The sequence below is a fragment of the Segatella oris genome (assembly GCF_900637655.1).
Lineage (GTDB): Bacteria > Bacteroidota > Bacteroidia > Bacteroidales > Bacteroidaceae > Prevotella > Prevotella oris.
This window is the reverse complement of record NZ_LR134384.1, coordinates 629,950-653,977: the sequence shown is the minus strand read 5'-3', so window position 1 is coordinate 653,977 and position 24,028 is coordinate 629,950. Positions and strand designations below refer to the sequence as shown.

The window sequence follows — 24,028 nt, the reverse complement described above, 5'->3', positions numbered from 1 at the left end:
TCAAAGGGGATGAAGCATTTCTCTACTGTGTGGTTCTAAAATATTTGTCCAGCACAAGCATGGAGATGATGCATTCACGTTGGGGGTTTCTGAACTTGTCTACATATTCATGCGCATGGTTGATGATGCTTTGTGCCTCGTCGGGATGATTGATATAATAGTCAATTTTGGCTTCCAAATCAGAGTAATCGGCCTTTACCTCGATATAATGATAATCGGGAATGAGCGTTCCTTCCATAAACCATGTTTCATAAGTCGGGTGTGGCATGACAGCAATTGAATTTGACGACATAATCCATTTGAGGTTACTCGCCACGTCGTTGCCTTCTAAAGCCATGATGAATTTATAGGAGAGATGCTCGCGAATGGTCATTTTCTCGGTGCTCCATTCGTTGAAACCTTTGTCGATAACTCCTATATTAAAGCGTGGATTGCCAAAGAATTTCTTGACGAAACTATATCGGTTTTGCTTTAAAGTATTGCTGTCAAACTGTCCGATAAGCCCTCTGAAAACCACTTTGTCGGCTTTCTCCGTGAATTTGAGTCGGTCGTTTACGAAGAGAAAATGGCGCACTCTGTCGAGTTTCAACAGTACGGAATTGGCATTGTTACCCTTGATAGGTCGGCTTTTCACAATAGCGGGTATGTCGGGAATCCAGGTGACATCGCCCGGTTGCAGCCACCATTTTAGATGCAATGGAAAGGACTTTGCATAGCGGAAAGCATCAAGATAATAGACCGATTGGCCTGTTTTTTTCTGTTCAGAGAGTTTTATGGCTTTCTGTTGAAAGGCTGGAAGGTCTATTTCTGAACGATGAAGTTTGTTGTAATATTCCACACGTTTCGTGATTTCATCCCAATCATTGCCGTGTTGTGCCTTTGAGATAATGGCTTTACGAAACCATGAGAGCAGGCAGTGAGGCATTGAAATCCAAAGGTAAGAGGTAATATAATATCTCAATTTTGAATTTTTCCCACTGTGTAGAATATAGTAGAGTTTACGATTCATCTTCATCTTCTTTGCTCATTAGAAAGTAGGTTTCTTGTCTTTTTCTCATTGAAATTGAGCCAGGATAAGCAATAGTTCAATGTCTGATAGATGTTATTCTTCCTTGCGTCTTACGACCTTTCCATTCTTAACTTCCCAGTTTTTATTAAATTCTTCACGTGTTCTTTTCCAGCGATTATGGCTCCATAGGTAAAGTTCGGGCTGGTTTCGAATTGATTTTTCCAGTTCTTTATAGTATAAATCTGTGATTTGAAAGTCGGCCATCTCTTTGGTGTTACGGCTGATAAGACGCATTTCACAGTTATAGTGGCCTCTTTTCACGCGTGTAACATGGCCATAAAAGAAGGCTTGTCCAGTGTGTTTGACAATTCGTTCAGCTCCCGTGAGCACCGGAGTATCGTGGTGTAGGAAGTCAACCCAATGATGTATGTTCCACCAGAGAGGTACTTGATCGGATATATAGCCTACAACGAGAGGCTTTCCTTCGTGTGTAAACTGGATAATCTTACGTAAAGACTCCTGCATGGGAATGCAATATGCTCCCTGACGCTCGCGAACAAACTTGAAAAGACGGTCAAAGTATTCGTTTTCAAGCGGGTGATAAAGCTGACAACAAAGGGAATTTGGTGCCCAATAAGGCATGGAGGTAATCCATTCCCAGTTGCCAATGTGACCCAGATAAACGCCTATAGACTGTCCTTCGGACAACACTTGATTGAATGTCTCCATGCCCGTGAAAGTCATTCTCTTCATGATTTGCTGCTTGCTTATAGTCATCAGCTTCATCGTTTCGACGAGATAATCACAGAACCAATGGTAGAATTTGTGTTCAATCTCATGCAGTTCAGCCTCTGTTTTCTCTGGGAAAGAGCTGGTTAGATTGCTCCATATCACGGCATGACGATAGCGAACAACGTATGCCATGAGCAGATAGAGCAGGTCGGAAAAGCAATAAAGCAGCCATAAGGGGAGCAAAGACATTGCCCACCAAAAGCCATAAGCGATGGTATAAGCTATATATAACAGTGCTTTTTTCATATTGTTTCGGACAGAACTTAGAGTTTATTCTTCACCATTCGGTACATATATTGATAGATGATGGCCTTGAGTTCGGTCTCCATCTGGTGCTGTTCTTTCACTTTTCCTACGAGGTTATGTTCCATGAGCAGGTCAGTGAGACGATAAATGGCCTTGGTTTGTTTGCCATCCCATTGCAGAACATAACCATATTTCACGTATTGATAGATGCCGTTGAGATAGTTCACGGCCCATGTTTCGTTTGCAGGTGTGCCGAGAAGGTCGGTTCCAAAGGCTATATATGGCCGGTGATAACCTATATAATCAAGTAGTGTTGGCATGATATCTATCTGCTGTGCGATGCCATCCACACGTTGAGGCTTGATGTCACCCGACGGATCATATATAATAATAGGTGAGCAGAAACCTCCTATGTCGGTTTTATATTGTGCATGATCACTTTGGTTGGTGTGGTCACTGGTAAGCACAAAGATAGTGTTCTTGAACCATTTCTGCTTGCTTGCCGAGGCAAAGAACTTGCCAATGGCCATGTCGGTGTAGCGTATGCACTTTTGAATGGGCAGGTGTTCTTCCTTATAAACGTTCTTATATTTATTGGGAACAACGAACGGGTCGTGGCTTGATACAGTGAAAAGTGCCGTCATGAAAGGCTCTTTCATCTCTCCCATCTTCGTGCAATAGTATTGAAGGAAAGGCTCATCCCATATTCCCCAGTTGCCATCAAAGTCCTTATCGCCACCAAAGCGAGGGTCTTCATCATAGTCTTGGCGGCCATAATAGTTTTGAAAACCAATCTTTTTGGAGAATGCCAGAAAGCCCATTGAACCGCGATTTGCCCCATGGAAGAATGCCGTCTGATAGCCCCAATGACTTAAAAGACCAGGTATGCCTGTATAATCATTCATCGAAGCGGGCGTAAGAATAAAGGGCTCACCGAAGCGGGGAATGCTGCAAAGAATGGAAGGCATGCCGTCAATGCTCTTTCGTCCATTGCAGAATGAATAGCGATAGACAAGACTTTTCTCAATCAGACGGTCTACATTGGGCGTATATCCCTTGTATTTACCATCGAAAAAGTCTTTGTTAAAGCCACCGATATATTCTCTTCCAAAGCTTTCAACAATAAGAATAACAATGTTTTTCTTCTTGATTTGTCCCTTCGGAATAGTGATGTAAACGGGCGAATAGACCTTTTCGGCCTCGTAGAGTGATGTGTAATAAGGAGGTATTTCGAAGTCAGATTTGCCAATAGTACGTATTAATGCGAACGGCGTATTAAGCACAACAGCGCAGTCAGTGGGTCGTTCTACAAACTGATTTGCATTGCTTATGGTGATAGGACGCACGCCCGACTGCAGTCCTCCACGGCATCCTGCCACAGTAGCAATACCTGCAAGCGCAAAGCAAACAAAGAGTTTGACCGTGTAAAGCCACCGATCTTTTGCTGAAACAAAGTCGCGATAGTCGGTGCGGGGCATGGCATAGAGTTTCCATACGGCCCAAATGATTACGCCGAACACAAGGAGAAGATACCAATGAGTCAGCGTGTTATGGAGGATGATGCCTGTAATGTTGTTCTCATTGCTAAATTCACGGAATACGCTTGTGGTCGTTCGGCGTAATGTGAAAGGGAAGTAAACGGCATCGGCAAGGTTGATAGCCAATGCAATGGCATTCACAACAACAAACAGCCACTTACAAATGTGATGATATATCGACGTTTCTTTCAGCCAAAGGGGAAAGAGCATGAGGATGATATAGGGGATATGTGTGTAGAGAATGGCTGTGGTGTCAAACATCAAACTGCCCTTTATCCATTGACCGATAGCATCATTCCTGATCCCTTCTGCAAAGTAACTGTAGTTTACCAGCACATAGGTGAGGCGTGCAAAAAAATAGATAAGATAGGCCAACAGCAGGTTGATAATCAATGCTATCGGCGAGGCGAATGTTGATTTTAATAGGCGTTTCATTCTGTTTAATCCTTTCTTTATCTTACACTTGCTGCATATCGTGTAGCTTTTTGTAGTATCCGTTGTTGCGAATGAGTTCTTCATGCGTGCCACGTTCTATGATACGGCCCTCGTGGAGCACGCAGATTTCGTCGGCATTCCTGATTGTTGAGAGGCGATGAGCTACGGCAATAGTCGTTCTTGTCTTCATTAAATGCGTCAAAGCATCCTGTACAAGACGTTCACTCTCTGTGTCGAGAGCTGATGTTGCTTCGTCAAGTATGAGGATAGGTGGGTTCTTCAAGATAGCGCGGGCTATGCTCACACGCTGCCGTTGACCACCCGAAAGGCGTCCACCACGGTCGCCAATGTTCGTGTCGAAGCCGTTTTCGCTTTGCATGATGAAGTCGTATGCGTTGGCTATTCGGGCTGCATTGGCAATTTGTTCATCGGTAGCTTCGACCGTTCCAAACTTGATGTTATTCTTGAAAGTATCGTTAAAGAGAATAGCTTCTTGGTTGACATTGCCGATGAGTCGGCGCAAATCATGAATGCCAAGGTCTTTAACGTTGATGCCGTCTATGAGCACTTCGCCCTTCTGTACATCGTAGTAACGTGGAATAAGGTCGACAAGTGTAGACTTTCCAGAACCACTCTGCCCCACTAAGGCAATCATCTTGCCTTTTGGAATAACAAGGTTGATGTCTTTCAACACCCACTGTTGGTCGTATTTGAACGACACATTGCGGAATTCAATCTCGTGTTCAAAGGCCATGATTGGATGTGGATTGCTCTTTTCCTTGATGCTGATTTCAGCCTTGAGGATTTTATCTACGCGCTCCATACTGGCCAAACCTTTCGGTATGTTGTAGCCGGCTTTCGAGAATTCTTTCAGTGGATTGATGATAGAATAAAGCATCACGAGGTAATAGATGAACTTAGGACCGGTCAAAGTGTGGTTGTTCAGCACAAGCATACCACCCACCCAAAGCACGATAATAATCATAACGGTACCGAGAAACTCACTCATTGGATGCGCCAATTGCTGTCGGATATTCACTCGCATGACGTTTTTACGGTAGTTACTATTGACTTTATCAAACCGTTCGTTCATCAGTTTCTCTGCACAGAAGGCCTTGATGATGCGTAAACCTCCGAGTGTTTCCTCCACCTGACTCATCGTATCGCTCCACAATCCCTGTGCTTCGATACTCTGTGCCTTAAGTTTTCGGCCCACAAAGCCCATGAACCAACCGAATATAGGCACAAAGATAATCGTGAAAAGTGTAAGTTGCCACGAGGTAACAATCAATGCTATGAAGTAGCTGATGATGAGAATGGGGTTCTTGAAAAGCATGTCAAGACTCGCCATAATAGAGTTCTCAATCTCCTGAACATCACCACTCATGCGGGCGATGATGTCACCTTTGCGCTCTTCACTGAAGAAACCAAGCGACAAGGCATTGATTTTCTGATAGAGTTGATTGCGGATATCGCGCACAACTCCTGTTCTAATAGGGATTATCGTGGCTGAAGAAAGGAAGTAGGCTGCGGTTTTAAGCATCGTCATGAAAGCCAGAAGTATGCCGATAATAAGCAGTGTATTGGCCTCTCCTGTCGTTACTATGAAGTGCTGAATGTAGTAGTTGGCATTGTTGGTCAACATTTCTACCATGCTTTCTACACCATGCACATTGTCCCAAGTGATGAGTTTCGTGACAGGTTTTACATCACTTGTCTTAAACAAAATCTGCAAAATAGGGATCAATGTCATGAACGAAAAGATATTCAGCACCGCCGAAAGGATGTTGAATATAACGCTCCACACCAGATATTTCTTATAAGGTGGAACGAAACGGCGCAGCACTTGCAGGAACTCTTTCATACGTCTTCAACCTTTGTTTATTTGATTTCTTCACCAAAGAGCGTAGCACTGGTTGAACCGGTGATGCGCACTTTGATGAATTCACCTATATGGTGATTGCCTTTTTCGATGATAACGGCCTTGTTTTGTTCGGTTCTTCCCATGAGATGATTACGGTCTTTCTTGCTGAATCTCTCTGTAAGAATAACGAATTCTGAGCCTTCATCCTTCTTGTTTTGCTCGCCACTGATAGCGGTCTGCAAATGAATAAGCTCATTCAGTCGGGCAATCTTCACTTCCTCGGATACGTTGTCAGGCAGATGTTTGGCTGCATACGTACCGGGACGCTCACTATATTTGAACATGAAAGCACTGTCGAAGCCCACTTCTTTCACTAAGGAGAGCGTCAATTGCTGGTCTTCTTCAGTCTCATCATGATAGCCTACGAAGATATCGGTGGTCAAACCGCAACCCGGGATGATGCGTTTGATGGCTGCAACCTTGTCAAGATACTCCTCACGGGTGTACTTTCTGTTCATCAGTTTCAGTATCTTGTTGCTTCCACTCTGTGCAGGGAAGTGAATATGCTTACACAGATTGGGTTCTTCGGCAATGGCATGCAGGATGTCTTCTGTCATGTCTTCAGGGTTTGAAGTGGTGAAGCGCACGCGCATATCAGGCACACTCTGGGCCACTTTCCTCAGCAGTTCGGCAAATGAAGTGCCGTTTTCGGGACGCTTTCCATTAGGCAACAGACCATAGGAATTGACGTTCTGTCCGAGCAGGGTAACTTCTTTAAACCCTTTATCATGCAGGTCTTTCACTTCTGCCAAGATGCTTTCCACATCGCGACTGCGTTCTCTTCCGCGTGTGTAAGGCACAATACAGTAATGGCAGAAGTTGTTACAACCGCGCATGATACTTACAAAACCACTCACACGATTGCCGCCAATGCGCTGTGGAAGCACGTTGCGATAGGTTTCGGTTGTAGAGAGATTGGTGTCTACAGTGGCATGTCCGAGTTCGCATTCTGCAATCATTGTCGGCAGATTAAGATAGGAATCGGGACCGCATACGAGGCTTGCATGATGGTTCTTTATTAAGTCATCCTTCACACGTTCAGCCATACAACCGAGCACACCAAGAATGAGTTGGCGTCCTTTCTTCTGTTCTGCATGAAGCGTATCAAGTCGATTATAAATCTTGTTCTCTGCATTTTCGCGTATACTGCAAGTGTTCAGAAAGATAGCATCAGCCTCTTCTTCGTTCTCACAGACGTCATAACCTGCCATCTTCATTACTGAGGCGACCACCTCACTATCGGCTACATTCATCTGACAGCCATAGGTTTCTATGTATAATTTCTTGTTCATAAGTGGAAAGATAGCCTAAAACCCACCCTCATTTCCCTCTCCAAGGGAGAGGAGAAAAAGCTTGAGAGGATCGTTATGGGCTATCTGTTGTTTGCTTTATTGTCTTTATATTTATATCAATTGTATGTCATCATTATTGAAAAATCAATCGTAGTTTCCGCTTTTTACAGTTTCCTTTCCTTTGAAAATTAATGGTTTCTGTTCTTTTAATGCGTTAAACTGGGGGATGCAAGAGGCTTTGAGCAAATGTCATCTCCCATCCCTTCGGGAGGGGCCGGGGGTGAGTTTGAGGTTTGAGGAAAGGCTCAATACCGCATAAAACACTACTCCTGTAATCAATCCTGCTATGGCATCAATGGCGTAATGCGCCTGGATGTAAACGGTTGCCATGCAGAGAACCACGTAGAAAGGCAATAGAGAGAACAGCAGTTTGCGGTTACCGCTGTGCCAAGCCAACAGTATACAGATAGTGCTCACGCCCACATGACTGCTCGGGAAGGCTGCCGTGGGACGCTCACCTGCTGCCTTTGCATCCTCCACAAGGTCGTAGAAGAAGCCTTGTGCATAGCCCGGACTTGGCAGACAGTCTTGATGTGAGTTGAAATAGTCGCCCACATTGGGGAATATTCCCTGTGCTGCGTTGTGCAAACCGATAGCCTTATAATAAAAGGTGGGGCCCACAACAGGCAGTAAGTCATAGATAACATAGTAGAGAAAGAACGAACCCAAGATGATGAAAGCCGTCTTTTCAAATTCTCCGTAGCGTTTGAAGAAGTAGAAAAGCAACACGACTGCAATCATCGGATAATAGGCCGCATAACCGCAATCCATAAGTTCGCTCACGATTGGCGACGGGAAAGCACGCGCAAAATCAAGTGCCGGCTGGAAGCCGAAAAGCTGTTGTTCCCACGTAGCAAAAAGGTGATCAAGGTTTGGAAACATGCGGTTGATCTCGTAGGTATCGGGATACCACCATGCCAACATGCCCATTTGAGCAGCTACGCGGGCAAACATTGTGAGCTTACAAGGCATCATTCGATAGACCGCCCATAAAGCAATGGTCATCGCTCCCACGCGAACACGTCCCCAGATCATAGCGTCGGGATTGACTAATTTGGTAGAAGTGAACAGCACAATCAGCAGTGTAAACGCCATATAAGCTAACACTACCCACTCAAAAGGCAGCAGTCCCTTGTGCTCGGCTGTCCACCCTTTACCCTGCCAAGGCCATGTAAAAGTATTGTTTTTTCTTTTGTTTGCCATTTACAACCAATTGTTCTCGCGATACCAGGCAATAGTTCTCCGCGTGCCTTCTGCAAGGTCTACCTGCGGATGAAAGCCCAATTCGTCTACTGTAGGCTCTATGTTGCAACGCCAGTTGCGCTGTTTCAGAATGTTGTATTTGTCGTTGTTGAGGGCTGAAATCTTACCCGTCATGCGACCGATATGCTCACCAAAGAACGTCACGAGGCGCAAAACCCACACCGGTGCCTTAATCCTGATCCACCAAGGGCGGCCCAGACAGTCGTGAATGAGATTGCTGAAATCGGACGATTGATAGACGTTGCCGTCGCTGAGAAAGTATTTCCGGCCGTCACGTCCATGGTCGAGTGCCAGGAAAACGGCCTGAACCACATCGGTGACATAGACAAACGTAATGTCCTGGCGCTTGAAACCAACCGAAAAGTCGGTGTGTCCCTTGATGCTTTTTGCCATGAGAAAATAGTCTTTCTCGCGTGGGCCATAGACTCCCGTGGGGCGCAGAATGATGTAGGGAAAGTCATTTCCGATGCTGTCTAAGTATTGCTCGGCCATCAATTTGCTTTTACCATAGGCCGTGTTTGGCCGCGGATGGTCGTGTTCGCTTATCTCCTGATAGGGCTGTTGCTCCTTGATTGCACCGAAAACGCTGAGACTACTCAAGTAAACGAAACGGCGGATAGGCATCTTCAAGGCCAATAAAGCCTGCACAAGATGGCGTGTTCCGTCGGTGTTGACTTTGAAGAAGTCTTCTGTATGCAGGCACTTTGTGGCACCTGCAGCATGCACAACATAGTCGAACTCATGTCCGGCCAATTGCTTTTCCAATTCTTTCTGTGAGGATAGATTAAGTTCAATGAAATTGATTCGCTTGTCGGTGAGATACTTCTTCGAACTACTTTGCCTCACAGCAGCCCACACTTCCATCTCCCGACGCAGCGCTTCCTCCACAATAAAGCTGCCAATGAAACCACTGGCACCCGTTACTAATATTTTCATCAAATAGCTATTTACGGGGCAAAATTAATGGATTTTCCATGAATGGCAAAGGATTTTAGGGAATATTTAGCTTTGTGTCGGACTGTCATGTGCCCACAATTATGCATTATAAATTATGAATTATGCATTCATGAAATAGGAAATAAGCTTTTACTCTGCCTGACCTTACAAGGGTTCGGTGGCTTTCTGAGCCAGCACAGGCTATTCAACTGAATGGCGACTATATACCCGTAAACTTCACATTCATTTAAGGTCATTTCATGTTTTCGACCCCCTTGCCTTGCAACTTGCATCAAATGACCTCGCCATCTGCGTCAAGTTACAGCCTAACTTGCGTCAAGTTACGTGGTCATCTGCGTCAAGTTACACGGTGATTTGCGTCAAGTTACACGGTGATTTGCGTCAAGTTGCCACACGATTTAATAGAGATTATCAGATGATTGGATATATATTGTTCTACGGATTACCTATTATTATACAATGACAATGGATGTTGTGTCGTGCGATGAGTGCCATGTTGGGCTATCCTGACTTTCGTTCCTATGGATGATAATGGAGGTTGTGTCGTGTGATGAGGCACTTTTTATGTAGTAACTGCATAGCAGTTATGCTTTTGAAAGTGTGGCAAGATAACAGGCGAGATATGAGCCTGCAATGTAACTGCGTAGCAGTTATGCTTTTGAAAGCCCGTGGTTGGCGAGGAACGAGCCTACCTCGGGAGAGTGATAATATGTGGTTTTCAAACCCGGTACGGGTTTTGTTTTTTCCAATTACGTAGAAGATAAGAAAAAGCTGAACCCGTTCTGGGTTCACTTCATGCGTCTATTCAATCCCCACGTAGGCTCACTTCGCTCGCCAACGTGGGGCTTTCAAGAGCACAACTCGTACCGAGTTGCGAATATGGAAAATGATAATATGCATTATAAATATAAGACTTTTAAAAGCACAACTCGTACCGAGTTACATGCTTATTATCTGTTTTACGGCCACATCTGTATCGGGGTTAACTGCACAACTCGTACTGAGTTGCATGCTTATTTGAATCATTTTACGGCGTAAAGTGACGCAAGTCACACGGTCATCTGCATCAAGTTACGCTGCAATCTGCGTCAAATTACACGGTGATTTGCGTCAAGTTGCAAGACGATTTGACGTGAGTTGTCCCATTATCTGTTTTAGATTTTATAATCTCTTGATAGCCAATGGATTGCTTACGCTTTGAAGTTGAGGATTGATTGAAGCAAGGAAATTTTATATTTTGAAAAGAAAAGCGCAGAAAAGTGCTTGATGAAGAAAATCAACGCCTAAGCAATCACCTCTTAACTGATGTTTGAAATGATGAAATAAAAAGTGGGCTTGTCAATGAAAATCATTGACAAGCCCATGTAATCTGTATTACGATAAATCTTTACAATTATGCGTTTACAGCGTCAGCGAGTTCAGCACCTGCCTTGAACTTAGCCACTTTCTTGGCTGCGATCTTGATTTTAGCCTTTGTAGCTGGGTTGATACCCTCACGAGCCGGACGCTCGTTAACACTGAATGTGCCGAAACCTACGAGCTGAATCTTGTCACCAGCAACGAGAGCTTCTTTGATTGCAGCTGTTGTTGCGTCCAATGCTTTCTTTGCATCTGCCTTGCTTAAACCTGCGCCTGCAGCGATCTTGTCGATCAATTCTGTTTTGTTCATAATTCTGTTTAATTAAGATGATTATTTAATGAATAATTTTCTGTTTATTTGGCAAATATAGATTATTCCTTTCATAAAACAAACAAAAAAGGGAAAAAAGTGGGATAAAAAGTGAAAAATAAGGCTAATCGGCCTGTTTCGGCGCTGATTAAGGGATATTTTTAGTAATTTTGCAGCTGATAACTGCAAATAGATAATTTCTTAAAAACAACGGATATGATGCGTATTCCAACGATAACTAAGAACCTTCTCATTGTCAACGTAGTGGCATTCTTGATGATGTGGATATTTCAAGGAATGAATTTCATGGCCGGAGGACCGATAGATTTGAACAACATCTTTGGTCTTCATTTCTTTCTTGCCTCTGATTTTCATTTTTATCAACTTGTCACTTACATGTTCATGCATGCCAACTTGGAGCATATCTTCTTTAATATGTTTGCCCTTTGGATGTTTGGTATGGTCGTGGAGAATGTGTGGGGACCACGCAAGTTCTTGTTTTATTACATTTTATGTGGTATCGGAGCCGGTGTTTTTCAAGAAGCAGCACAGTTTGTTTCGTTTTATATGACGGTGTCTTCTCAGGTTCCTTCGTTCGCTTTGAGCCAGTTCCCTGAGATTGCACATCAGTTAAGTCCGATGCTCAACAACTGGACAACAGTGGGTGCTTCGGGTGCCGTTTATGCCATTTTGTTGGCTTTCGGCATGATATTTCCCAATGAGAAACTTTTCATTATTCCCATTCCTGTGCCCATTAAAGCCAAGTGGTTTGTGATGATCTATGCGGGAATAGAACTCTTTGCGGCCATGGCAACGACGGGTGACAACGTGGCTCATCTGGCCCATTTGGGTGGAATGGTCGTGGGTTTTTTCCTGATTCGCTATTGGAGAAGACATCCGGGAGCACATTACAACCGCTCCCAAGGACAGCAGTTCTTTAACAACATGAAACGTAAATGGGATAACCGTGGCAAGCAACAAGACTTGGGAAGCACCAATACTCGTGCCAATGGCAATGTTTATAACAGTCATCAGAGCGATTGGGATTATAACCGTCGTGAGCGCGAAGACCAGAAAGAAGTAGACCGAATACTTGATAAAATCCGTAAAAGTGGCTACGATAGTCTGTCTGCCGATGAGAAGCGAAAGCTCTTCGACAGTAGTAAAAAGAACTGATAGCAGGACTTATGTTGCGCAATTTCAAACGTTTTACCCTGCAGGTAGTAGCCGGAGCTAATCTGGCTACTATCTTTATGATGCTCTTTGTGGGCTTCTCCGACCGCTTCAATCCTGTCAATCACCAAGTGTTGGCCAATGCCGGATTGGTGTTTCCGGTGTTTCTTGCCATTAATTTTGGCTTTCTTATTTTCTGGCTTTGCTTCAAGAAGAAGGGAGCTTTGCTTTCTCTTGCGGGCTATCTTGTGTGTTATGTGCCCGTAAGAACCTATATTCCGTTCAATATTCCGCATAGCATTCCCAACGATGCTATCAAGATAATGTCCTACAATGTGTGGAGTTTTGCAGGTTGGGAACGCCATGCTGACGGCAAGTTTCCTATCTTGGAGTACATCAGAGAGCAGCAGCCTGACATTCTTTGTCTGCAGGAAGCCATGACAAATGAGATTGGACAGGCTCGTGTAGACTCGGTTCTTAACAAGATTTATGCCTATAAAGACACGATGAAGTTCTCTCCGTCGAGCGATTGTATAGCGCTTTACAGCCGCTATCCTATCGTTTCCCATGAGCGCATTGTCTATCCTTCGCGTGGCAATCTCAGTGGTGCTTTCGAAATAAAGATAGGCAACGACACGGTGATTGTGGTCAACAACCACCTTGAAACCACGGGACTTTCGAATGAGGATAAACGTGAGTTTAAGTCGATGGTCAAAGGAAATCTGCTTACGTCGGATGCCAAACAAGCCTCTTACCGCTTGATAGATAAACTCGGAGAAGCCTCTGCAAAGCGGGCTGTTCAGGCCGATGCTGTGGCACTATATATCAGTAAGCATTCTGATAGGAGCATGATTGTGTGTGGCGATTTCAATGACAGTCCGATTTCATATGCCCGACATACCATTGCAAAAGGTCTCACCGATTGCTTCATTGCGACTGGAAATGGCCTTGGAGTGAGCTATCATAATGGGGGAATGTATGTGAGGATTGACCATATCATGTGTTCAAAAGATTGGCAACCCTATGGTTGTAAAGTCGACAGAAGCATCGGTGAATCCGACCACTACCCTATCCTTTGCTGGCTTAAAAAGCAAGGAAAACATTGAAAAACATACATTTCATGTGCATAAATTTTACAGACTGCAAGAAAATTTGTATTTTTGCACGTCTGCATACGATAGGTGACACTATTGTGTTGAGCATAGAAAAACAATAAATCAATAACAAATAAAAAGATGCAAAACAAAGGAATTGTAATTTGTACAGCCGTCCTTCTGACGCTTGCAAGCATTTTCTATCTTTCATTCTCGGTTGCCACAAGCTATTACGACAGCCAAGCTGCGAAGCTTAAAGACCCAATTGCGCAGCAGGATTACAAGGATTCTGTGAAGTATCTGGGCATTTACTCTTATCAGAAGTGCTTGGAAACCCAGATTGGATTAGGACTTGACCTGAAGGGTGGTATGAATGTGATCCTTGAGATCTCTGTACCTGACGTGCTTGAAACGTTGGCTGATCACAAGACTGACCCCGCTTTCACTAAGTCTATGAAGCAAGCTCGTGCTGAAGAAGAAACGAGTCAGAGTGATTTTATCTCGCTTTTCTTGAAGTATTATCGTCAGAATGCACCTGGACATCGCCTTGCCGAGATCTTTGCTACACAGCAATTGCAGGGTAAGATCAATCCACAGAGCTCTGACTCAGAAGTAGAGAAAGTGCTTCGTGAGGAAGTTCAGGCTGCCATTGACAACTCTTTCAACGTTGTTCGCACTCGTATTGACAAGTTTGGTGTCGTACAACCCAACATCCAGAAACTCGAAGGGCAGACCGGCCGCATTATGGTTGAGATGCCAGGTATCAAAGAACCCGAGCGCATGCGTAAGCTTTTGCAGGGTAGTGCGAACCTCGAATTCTGGGAAACCTACAATGCTGAAGAGGTAATTCCTTACTTGCAACAGCTCGACAGCCGTCTTGCCAACGATGCTTCCAACGATACAACCACTGCACAACAAGCTCAGAAAAAGGCTGTTGTCAAGGGAGTTAAATTCCAAGTGAAGAATGCTGACAAGGAAACTGTAGCACAGAAGAGCAATGCTCAAATGGAAGCTGCAAAGAAACAGCACCCATTGTTGGCTATGCTTCAGCCTACGGGACAGAATTCTTTGGCGCTCGTTGGCTACGCAAGTGTGCGTGATACGGCAGCCATTGATAAGCTCATCTATGGTCAGACTGCTAAGCAAGTGTTGCCTTCTGACATCAAACTGCTCTGGAGTGCTACTCCGGAAGACGGCATCAAGGCCAAGAACATCTTTGGACTCTATGCAATCAAGGTTACTTCTAACAACGGACAGGCACCTCTTCAGGGTGATGTTGTCGTTGATGCAAAGGACGAATTCAATCACGTAACGGGTCAACCTGAGGTTAACATGACCATGAATACCGAGGGTGCACGACGTTGGGCTGCTTTGACAAAAGCCAATGTCGGCAAGGCTATTGCTATCGTTCTCGATGATGCCGTATATTCAGCTCCGCGCGTAAATGGTGAGATTGACGGCGGTTCAAGTGCTATCTCCGGTAACTTCACGGTTGAAATGACCAAAGACCTTGCCAATACTTTGAAGTCAGGTCGTATGCCGGCGCCTGCCCGTATCGTTCAGGAAGAAGTCGTAGGACCTACACTTGGTGCTGCATCTATCCAGCAGGGAATTGTTTCTTTCGCTATAGCTTTCGTGCTGTTGATTATCTATATGGTGATGATGTATAACTTCATCCCAGGTATGATCGCTAATACGGCGTTGGTTATCAACGTATTCTTCACGCTCGGTATACTTACTTCGTTCCAGGCTGCACTGACAATGTCGGGTATTGCAGGTATGGTTCTGTCGTTAGGTACGGCTGTCGATGCCAACGTTCTTATCTATGAGCGCATCAAAGAAGAGCTACGTGTGGGCAAAGGTATGAAGCAAGCCGTTGCAGCGGGATATAGTAATGCCTTCTCTGCAATCTTCGACTCTAACTTGACTTCGCTCATCACGGGTGTCATTCTCTATGTATTTGGAACGGGACCTATTCAAGGTTTCGCCACAACATGGATTATCGGTATTGTTTGTTCGTTCTTCAGTGCAGTGTTCCTGACACGTCTTGTTTACGAACATCAGCTGAAGAAAGACCGTTGGCAGAACCTCAAATACTGGACAGGTATCAGTAAGAACCTCATGCAGGGCAAGAACTTCAAGTTCATGTCAATGTATAAAGGCACCTTTACTGTTGCTGTTATCGCTGCAATCGTCTTCATTGGAAGCTTCTTCGTGCGTGGTCTTGCACAGAGCATTGACTTCACCGGAGGTCGCAACTACGTTGTTCAGTTCGAGAAATCTACCGAGCCTGAAGAGGTTCGTGAGGTGCTTACTCACATCTTCCCGGGCTGCACTACCGGTGCACTTTCATTGGGAACAGACAACAAGACCATTCGAATTTCTACCAACTATAAGATTGAATCCAACAGTCCTACGATTGATGATGAGGCTGAAACCAAGCTTTATCAAGGCTTGAAGAAGGCCGGACTCATCAGCCAGAAGAGTGTAGAGGCATTCAAGAACCCGGATGTTCGTGCCGGCGGTTCTATCATCAGCAGTTCTAAGGTGGGCCCATCTGTGGCCAAGGACGTAACTTATGGTGCTATCATCAGCGTCATCATCGCTCTTGTTGCCATATTCCTCTACATCCTTATACGTTTCCGCAACGTGGCTTTCTCTGCCGGTTCAACGATTGCATTGGTATTGGATGCACTGACTGTTATCGGCTTGTTCTCGCTCTTGCAAGGCCTGTTGCCATTCTCACTCGAGGTAGATCAGACCTTCATCGGTGCTGTTCTGACCGTCATCGGTTACTCTATCAACGATAAAGTGGTTGTGTTCGACCGTATACGTGAGAACTTAAAGCTTCATCCGAAGCAGGATATACAGGTGCTTTTCAATGACTCTATCAACCAGACACTGGCACGTACTATCAACACCTCATTCTCAACGTTGATTGTGTTGTTGGTAATTCTGCTGTTGGGTGGTAAGAGTATCCAGCCATTTGCTTTCGCAATGACTATCGGTGTCATATTCGGTACGCTCTCTTCTATCTTCATTGCTTCTCCGATTGCTTATCTCTTAATGGGTAAGAGCATCAAGGATCGTCGCACGGAAGAGACTGCAACCGAGGCTGTTGAAGTGAAATAAGCTTATATATAATAAGGTGTAACGCCGTTCGGTGGTGTTGCAGGCAAAATAAAAAGTCCGTAGATGCACAGGCATTTACGGACTTTTTTGTTGCTTTCTCATAGCTTATAAGAAGTAATCCCTATTCTGAAACATCTTTACAAAACGCTTTCGTATTCTTCATGAAACTTTCCTTTGTGCTGAAAATGCCTGAAATTTGAATAGTTTATAACTCGTTATGTATCAACAGTTTATACAAAAAACAGAATGATATCTATGAATGAACCTCGCCATTTGCGTCAGATTACCTTGTCATTTGCGTCAAATCACGTGCTAATAAGCATCAAGTTGTGCGTCAATCTGCCTCAAAAAGCAATGTGTTTTGCGTCAAAATGCGTCACAACTTCCCTTTTCCGGCGTTGCAATCTCTTTCTTTTGGTCTTTATTCCTCTGTTTTTTCGTTCTTGATTTCTCTATTTCCCGTTTTAAAATCTCCGTTTTTTTCAGATGTTTTTTGACAAAGTTTGTTTTTAGAAACAATATCTCTTTAGTTTTTATTCGCGAGTTTTTATGGGTTGAAATATGCCTTGGTATTTCGTTATTCTTTTGAAGCCGTAGTTTAATATCATCCAGTTATCAGTGTGAAACGAAGTTAGGCGTTAAGTCAATGGCGTGTCGTGAATTGCGTAAGTCCTCCTACCTGCTTCGCAGTATATCTTAGAATATTGAAGAATATCTGTGATAATGAACGTCATTTGCTTAGGAATAGCGTTGTATATTCTAAGATATTCTCCGATATTCTTCGATGTCGCTTGCGACGGGGAGGCTTAAAACTCAAAGGAAGGGCCCCCTACCTGCTTCGCAGTATATCTTAGAATATTGAAGAATATCTGTGATAATGAACGTCATTTGCTTAGGAATAACGTTATATATTCTAAGATATTCTCCGATATTCTTCGATGTCGCTTGCGACGGGGAGGCCTGAAGTTCAAAGGAAAGTCCTCCTACCTGCTTCGCGGTATATCTTAGAATATTGAAGAATATCTGTAATAATAGATGTCATTTGCTTATGAATAGCGTGATATATTCTAAAATATTCTCCGATATTCTTCGATGTCGCTTGCGACGGGGAGGCCTAAAATTCAAAAGAAAGTCCTCCTACCCGCTTCGCGGTATATCTTAGAATATTCGAGAATATCTGTGATAATAAATGTCATTTGCTTATGAATAGCGTGATATATTCTAATATATTCTCTGATATTCTTCAATGTCGCTTGCGACGAGGAGGCTTAAAATTCAAGGTTTAGTCCTCCTACCCGCTTCGCGGTATATCATAGAATATAGGAGAATATCCAAGAATATGTATATCATCTATTTTGAAGTAACGTGATATATTCTAATATATTCTCTGATATTTTTCGATGTCGCTTGCAACGGGGAGGCCTGAAACCTAAGGGAAGGAGTATTCATTTAATGGCAATCAACAACCGTTCGGTGGCTTTCTAAGCCACCGAAAACAGCTGAGTATCATGTGGAGTTATCTCGTTGTTTCCTACAACAGCTTCGTGAACTTCTCGGGAAGCACGGGCATTGCACCCACCTGTGTACACACATAGGCACTCACATCAACAGCGAGTTTATGCGCTTCTTTGATAGACTTTCCTGCAAGTGTGGCTGCACAGAAAGTCGCGGTGAAGCTGTCTCCGGCTCCAACGGTATCGGCAATCTCTACAGTTGGCGTCTCCTGGAACGACTTTGTAGCCGGTGCAAAGACATAACTTCCGTTGACACCACAGGTCAATACGAGCATCTTCAGATTGTACTTACCGAGGATGAGCCAGCATTTGTTCTCCATGTCCAAGCCCGGATAGCCGAAAAGTCGACCGATGGTGACGAGTTCTTCATCGTTGATTTTCAGGATATCACAGGCAGTAAGCGACTCTTTTATAATCTCCTTGGTGTAGAAATTCTGTCGAAGATTGATGTCAAAGATCTTCAGACAGTCCTTTGGAGTGGCCGCAAGGAAGCGCTGAATGGTTTCGCGTGAGGTGCTGTTGCGCTGTGCCAATGAGCCAAAGCATACGGCACGGGCATTCTTTGCCACCTCTTCAATCTCATCGTTGAACGGAATATTGTCCCACGCTACATTCTCCTTGATGTCGTAAGTGGGTACTCCCTCTTCGTCGAGCGTCACTTGTACGGTGCCTGTGAGATAGTTCACGATAGGCATAATGTAGTTAAGTCCGGCCTGATCGAGTTCTTTTCGTGTCTGATCCCCCAGGATGTCATTGCCTAAAGCGCTGATAGCGATAGCGTCAAAACCGAACTGATGGGTGTGATAAGCAAAGTTGGCAGGTGCTCCGCCAAGCTTTGAACCTTCGGGTAAGCAGTCCCATAATGCTTCACCGAGACCGACAATAAATCTTTTCTGCATAAGGTAATAATTAAAAAAATGCCCCATAACACCCACCCTAACCCTCCCCAAGGGAGGGAACGCTTGATAGCGTGGGTCTGTTTGAGTTCGTTTTCAGGAGTTCAGAGCACTTGGTTATAATGTTATTGGTTGTTTTATATCTTATTTTCAGCATGTGAAAGCTTTCTCAAAGAAGTGCTCCCTCCCTTGGGGAGGGTAGGGGTGGGTTTATGAAAGGCTCCTTATATACGTGAACAAATACACTACTCCCACTGCCATTACAGCCACTGCGCCGGCTTGCCCCACGGCATCGCTGGCCAATCCCATGAATAATGGGAAGACAGTTCCACCGAAAAGACCCATGATCATGAGTCCACTTACCTCGTTTTTCTTTGTGGGAACGCATTCCAAAGCCTGTGCAAAGACCATGGAGAAGACATTGGAATTGCCGTAGCCTACAAGGGCTATAGCCGTGTAGAGCATCCATTTCGTTGTGCCGAAATAAAGTCCTAACATGCTCAAAGCCATCATCACGACACTGATAATGAAGAAAGTTCGTGTCTTCATGAAACGCAGAATGATGCTTCCGGTGAGGCATCCTAAGGTACGAAAGAGGAAGTAGAAGCTCGTTGCGGGGGCTGCGGCACTGAGTGTAAGGCCGAGTTTCTCCTGCAATATCTTTGGTGCTGTCGCATTAACGCCTACGTCGATACCCACATGACACATGATACCGATGAAGCTTAACAGTACAATCGGTGTGCCCAGAAGCTTGAAACAGGCAATATATTCATCGGCAATATTGCGCGAAGGAAGTTCATTTTCAACGATAACAGCTTCCTCTTCAATCGGTGTTCCTGACAGAAGTAAGGTGGCAATAACGCCAATGACCATGTAGATAGGGAAGAGAATGCGCCATCCCAAGCCAAAACTTGGCAGGGCTGCAGTGGCACCCCATGTGGCAAGATAAGGCGCAAGGAATGATGCTATGGCCTTGATAAACTGGCCGAATGTAAGTGTACTGGCCAGATTTCCACCCTTGATGACGGTTGAAACCAATGGATTGAGCGAAGTTTGCATGAGTGCATTGCCGATGCCGAGCAGTGAGAAAGCAATCAACATCAGTATGAAACTCTCGCCAAAGAGAGGCAACAGCAGTGAAATAAAGGTGATGATGAGTGACAGCAGCACGGTTTTCTTGCGGCCAATCTTGTTCATCAGCATGCCCGTAGGCACTGAAAAGATGAGAAACCAGAAGAAAACAAGAGAGGGAAATATGTTTGCCTGTGCGTCATTTAGCCCCAGGTCGGCCTTTACAAAGTTGGATGCTGTGCCTACAAGATCAACGAATCCCATGGCAAAGAAACATAGCATCACGGGAATAATGGCAAGTTTGTTGGTTTTATCCATAATGTTAAAAGGTTTAATGATTAATGATTGCTTGTTGCAAATATACCGTTTATATAGGAATTTACATAAGAAAAATCGTTCAAAATGTGTTAAATAGTTGACGATGTAACTATATTACACGATGTTGAACGATTTTTCTCAGGATTTATTTTAATGTGTAAATAACTGTCCGAGCAGTCCCTTTGACAGTCAGTTTGTCGTAGGGATTGGTAGGGAATACAAGGTTGGTCATGGCCATTTTGCCTGTAGCGTCGAATGCTTCAATGCTGCATTTGTCGATGAAGACACGCAACTGGCTGATTGTTCCGTGGGTAGGAGCAACGGTTGTGGCCTTGAACATGTCGCTGAAAGCAGTGTTTCCACTTTGTGCTCTGTCCATATTGAAAGTGCGTTCCTTGGGATTGTAGGTCATCACCACCTGTTCGTGCTTGTCATTGCTGAGCGTGATTACCGTAGGTTTCGACTGCGATTTAATATTGATGACAAGCTCACAGGCCTCTGTAGGCTTGCCGGTCTTTGCACCGCGCAAGGCAAGAAGCTCCTTGGAAGGCACTACGCTGACATAGGTTTCGCCACCATCGGTGAAGAGACCAAGGTCGCGTGGCACGGAGTTGGCACTGCGAAACTGCATCGTGGGCACTTGGTTGGCATACTGCCAGTTGCTCATCCAAGCTATCGCCACATGCCGGTTGTCGGGTGCATTGTCGAAAGTGACGGTGGCATAATGGTCTTTTCCATAGTCCATCCATTTCGTTGTTTCGGGTTTACTCTCGCAAGTGAACTTATGACCATCAAAAAATCCCACGAAATATTGTGTGGCACTGCCACCGAAAGGGCCACCAGGATTGATGTTACAGATAAGCAACCACTTCTCTTTCCCTGTTCCGTTGACAGGTAGTTTCATGAGGTCAGGGCATTCCCATACACCGTCGTGATTGCCGTATCCATGTCCGAATGAACTTTCAAGTGTCCAGTGTTTCAGGTCTTTTGAACTGTAGATGTTCATTTCCTGACCTGCTGCAAGGATAAGATTCCATGCCTTGATATCTTCATTCCAGAACATGTGAGGGTCGCGAAAGTCGGGAATATCCGCCGTGAGCACAGGGTTGTTGGCATGCTTCGTGAATGTCTTTCCGTTGTCAGTGCTGTAAGCTATACTCTGCATCTGACTTGCTCCGGCTGATGTGTACATGGCAACAACGGCGCCATTTCCAAAGCCGGCAGTGTTGTTTTTGTCGACAACTGCCGAGCCACTGAAGATAGTTCCCAATGCATCGGGACGGATAGCATCGCCTTCAAACGTCCAATGTACGAGGTCTTTCGATGTGGCGTGACCCCATGTCATGTTCTCCCATTGTGAGCCATAGGGGTTGTGCTGGAAGTAGAGATGCCACACCCCATCCTTATAGAACATGCCATTGGGGTCGTTCATCCAGCCCCATAAGGGGGTATGATGATAGATGGGGCGATACTTTTCGCGGTTGGTGGTATCGAAACTGTCGCTGGTCTTGAGTTCTTTCCAAGCCACAAAGTCTTTGATAGAACCAGTGGAACGGCGGTTATTTGAGAATGTGATATCGATAAGAATCTCGCTGTCTTGGTTTTCATCCAGTTTAAGCGGAACGCTATAATCAGTCTTGTCTATCGCCAATCTGCAGTTGAGTTCTTTCACCACTTGGTTATTTTTGATGATGCGCAAGTGGGCATTTTCTTCCTTTTCCTCTATGGGTAAGAGCAGGAATTTGTGCTTCTGCTGGAGACGGTAAAAGGCATGGTTGTCGCTAAGCACATGCAAAGCTCCAGGTGTTTGCGCTTGAACTGTGAGTGATGAAGCGGCGCAAACGGCTGCCAACACTAAATTATGGAGAGTTCTCATCATAGTTCCTTATTTATTTTAATTATTAATTGTAGCCTTTATTCTGTGTGTACAGCCCTGGAATATAATAGAGTTGGTTGTAGGGAACAGGGAAGAATTCATTCTTTTCAGGTGTGAAGTGTGCATCTTTATAATATTGTGCAAACTTCATTCCCTCGTAATCATCTTTCACTTCTGTCTCGAAATAATGGTTCAAGGTCTTTGAAGCAATACCCCAACGGCGTAGATCAAAGAAGCGTTCATGCTCCATTCCCATCTCTAACCGACGTTCCCAACGTAGACACTTGCGGGCTGTTTCCTTGTCGGCGAAGTATGAACTTGGATAGAGAGCTATTTCACATTGGTCGGCAGCATAGGCAATATGCTTGTTGATAGAATTGGATGCACGCTGCCGAATGGCATTGATAATCGTGCGAGCCTCTGTCAAACGCCCAAGCTCAATGAGTGCTTCTGCACGCATAAGCATTACATCTGAGTAGCGGAAAACGTATTCATTCATGGCAAAAGCCTGCCAAGGTGAGTTGTAGGTTTCGCCCTTACTGCGTTGCGGAACTTCTTTTAAAGATGTGTAATAGCCATAGTCATTTGGGTTACGGGAGTTCCTTTTCGTGAGTGTATACTGCTTTTCATACTTGTAAGGGAACGTAGGCATACCCACAGTATGGAACAAACGCGGATCCCATTTCTGTGTGGTTGGGTGACCATTCACAGGGTGCGCTGGTGTCTGATCAAAGTCTTCGAATTCAGGAAGACCATTTTTAGTCTTGAAAGCATCTACGAGATTCTGTGATGGTTTGTGGAAATCCCAGCCGCAAGACCATATTCCCCAGCAGCCATTCAGCGTGTTAGACCAGTTAGCTCTGCCGAACTTAGTGTTGTCATCTTTATAGTCAGAGCATTGTACAGCAAATATAGATTCTTTACTGTTCTTATGTTCTGGTAGGAAAATATCACCATAATCTTCAAGATAACCATAGTGAGAATGGCTCACAACGTCGGTGTAATCAACAACTTTCTGCATGTAGGATGTGTTGATGTGAGATATACCTGTTGTCTGTTCATAGCCGTCACCCCAAGCTAATTGTAGATAGCATTTAGCTAAGTAAGAGGCTGCTGCAATCTTGTTTACACGGCCTCCTTCTGTCTGTGTTTCAGGCAGAACGTCGTATGCAGTTTGGAAATCGGCAATGATTTTCTCAAATAGTTGTTGGTAAGTAAATGCATCGTTGTGCGTCTGTTCCTGTGTGTTATTCTTGAAAACTTCCTCGTCAATCCATGGCACCTTGCGGAAAACGGTAATCAACTTATAATAGAAATGTGCACGCAAGAACTTCACTTCAGCGATGCGTTGCTTTGTTTCTGTTTCCCCTAACTTTCTGTTTCCGTATTTATTGAGAGATACTAAGGCGCGGTTACAGCGTGAAATGGCAGCGAAAAGTCTATACCAGAGTTCGTCTAACGGGCCAATAGTTGAGGTCATGTTTTTCCATATTTCGAAGGGATGATAATCGGTATCATTGACTCCGGAGCCTCCTTTCAGACAATCGTCTGATGTTACATCGCCGTATGTCCAGAGGTTAAATGGATACTGATACCAGCAATCTCCCAGCATAGCATAGGCACTATTGGTCATTGCTTCTGGGTCAGAGAAAGCCTTGTTTTCATCAACTACAGCTGTTGGTTTATAGTCGAGAAAGTCGTTGCAGCCTGAAAGTGTGAAACTGCCTGCAAGCAATAAAATTGCAATATATGATTTTTTCATTTGTCTA

15 protein-coding genes are annotated in these 24,028 nt (G+C 44.5%); 3 read left to right on the top strand and 12 right to left on the bottom strand.

Annotation, left to right across the window (positions count from 1 at the left end; all coding sequences use genetic code 11):
- Nucleotides 1-22: 22 nt before the first annotated feature.
- The 8 genes from EL210_RS02690 to EL210_RS02650 form a co-directional block, all read right to left on the bottom strand.
- The gene (locus tag EL210_RS02690) at nt 23-1,015 is read right to left on the bottom strand and encodes a glycosyl transferase family 90 (protein ID WP_026286004.1); all 993 of its coding nucleotides are present in this window, start codon (nt 1,013-1,015) and stop codon (nt 23-25) included.
- 87 nt (nt 1,016-1,102) lie between these two features.
- Nucleotides 1,103-2,047, bottom strand: coding sequence for a lysophospholipid acyltransferase family protein (locus EL210_RS02685; RefSeq protein WP_018921138.1), 945 nt, complete (start codon nt 2,045-2,047; stop codon nt 1,103-1,105).
- A gap of 17 nt (nt 2,048-2,064) precedes the next feature.
- Nucleotides 2,065-4,020, bottom strand: a complete 1,956-nt coding sequence (locus tag EL210_RS02680) for an LTA synthase family protein (protein WP_018921139.1) — start codon at nt 4,018-4,020, stop codon at nt 2,065-2,067.
- 22 nt (nt 4,021-4,042) lie between these two features.
- Nucleotides 4,043-5,884: an ABC transporter ATP-binding protein gene (locus tag EL210_RS02675; RefSeq protein WP_018921140.1), complete on the bottom strand. Its 1,842-nt coding sequence runs from the start codon at nt 5,882-5,884 to the stop codon at nt 4,043-4,045.
- Nucleotides 5,885-5,901: 17 nt separating this feature from the next.
- A complete protein-coding gene (gene miaB / locus EL210_RS02670; RefSeq protein WP_018921141.1) occupies nt 5,902-7,236 on the bottom strand; it encodes a tRNA (N6-isopentenyl adenosine(37)-C2)-methylthiotransferase MiaB in 1,335 nt (444 codons plus the stop codon).
- 249 nt (nt 7,237-7,485) lie between these two features.
- A complete protein-coding gene (locus EL210_RS02660; RefSeq protein ID WP_018921142.1) occupies nt 7,486-8,499 on the bottom strand; it encodes a phosphatase PAP2 family protein in 1,014 nt (337 codons plus the stop codon).
- Complete coding sequence (locus tag EL210_RS02655) at nt 8,500-9,495, bottom strand: NAD-dependent epimerase/dehydratase family protein (protein ID WP_018921143.1); 996 nt, start codon at nt 9,493-9,495, stop codon at nt 8,500-8,502. It lies immediately after the preceding gene.
- A gap of 1,414 nt (nt 9,496-10,909) precedes the next feature.
- Complete coding sequence (locus tag EL210_RS02650) at nt 10,910-11,185, bottom strand: HU family DNA-binding protein (protein ID WP_004373131.1); 276 nt, start codon at nt 11,183-11,185, stop codon at nt 10,910-10,912.
- 216 nt (nt 11,186-11,401) lie between these two features.
- Here EL210_RS02650 and EL210_RS02645 point away from each other — a divergent pair, with 216 nt between their 5' ends.
- The 3 genes from EL210_RS02645 to secDF all read left to right on the top strand — a co-directional run bounded on the left by EL210_RS02645 (nt 11,402) and on the right by secDF (nt 16,584).
- Entirely contained in the window at nt 11,402-12,361 is a 960-nt protein-coding gene (locus EL210_RS02645) for a rhomboid family intramembrane serine protease (RefSeq protein WP_018921144.1), read from the top strand.
- 11 nt (nt 12,362-12,372) lie between these two features.
- Complete coding sequence (locus EL210_RS02640; protein ID WP_018921145.1) at nt 12,373-13,464, top strand: endonuclease/exonuclease/phosphatase family protein; 1,092 nt, start codon at nt 12,373-12,375, stop codon at nt 13,462-13,464.
- Between the two features lie 129 nt (nt 13,465-13,593).
- Entirely contained in the window at nt 13,594-16,584 is a 2,991-nt protein-coding gene (secDF, locus tag EL210_RS02635; protein WP_018921146.1) for a protein translocase subunit SecDF, read from the top strand.
- Between the two features lie 1,531 nt (nt 16,585-18,115).
- Here secDF and EL210_RS02630 read toward each other — a convergent pair.
- The 4 genes from EL210_RS02630 to EL210_RS02615 all read right to left on the bottom strand — a co-directional run bounded on the left by EL210_RS02630 (nt 18,116) and on the right by EL210_RS02615 (nt 24,021).
- The gene (locus EL210_RS02630) at nt 18,116-18,997 is read right to left on the bottom strand and encodes a carbohydrate kinase family protein (protein WP_018921147.1); all 882 of its coding nucleotides are present in this window, start codon (nt 18,995-18,997) and stop codon (nt 18,116-18,118) included.
- A 207-nt stretch (nt 18,998-19,204) separates the two neighbouring features.
- On the bottom strand, nt 19,205-20,383 hold the full coding sequence (locus tag EL210_RS02625; protein WP_004373144.1) for an MFS transporter: 1,179 nt from the start codon (nt 20,381-20,383) through the stop codon (nt 19,205-19,207).
- A 145-nt stretch (nt 20,384-20,528) separates the two neighbouring features.
- Nucleotides 20,529-22,259: a DUF4980 domain-containing protein gene (locus EL210_RS02620; protein ID WP_025879797.1), complete on the bottom strand. Its 1,731-nt coding sequence runs from the start codon at nt 22,257-22,259 to the stop codon at nt 20,529-20,531.
- 25 nt (nt 22,260-22,284) lie between these two features.
- Entirely contained in the window at nt 22,285-24,021 is a 1,737-nt protein-coding gene (locus EL210_RS02615; RefSeq protein WP_018921149.1) for a RagB/SusD family nutrient uptake outer membrane protein, read from the bottom strand.
- Nucleotides 24,022-24,028 lie beyond the last annotated feature (7 nt).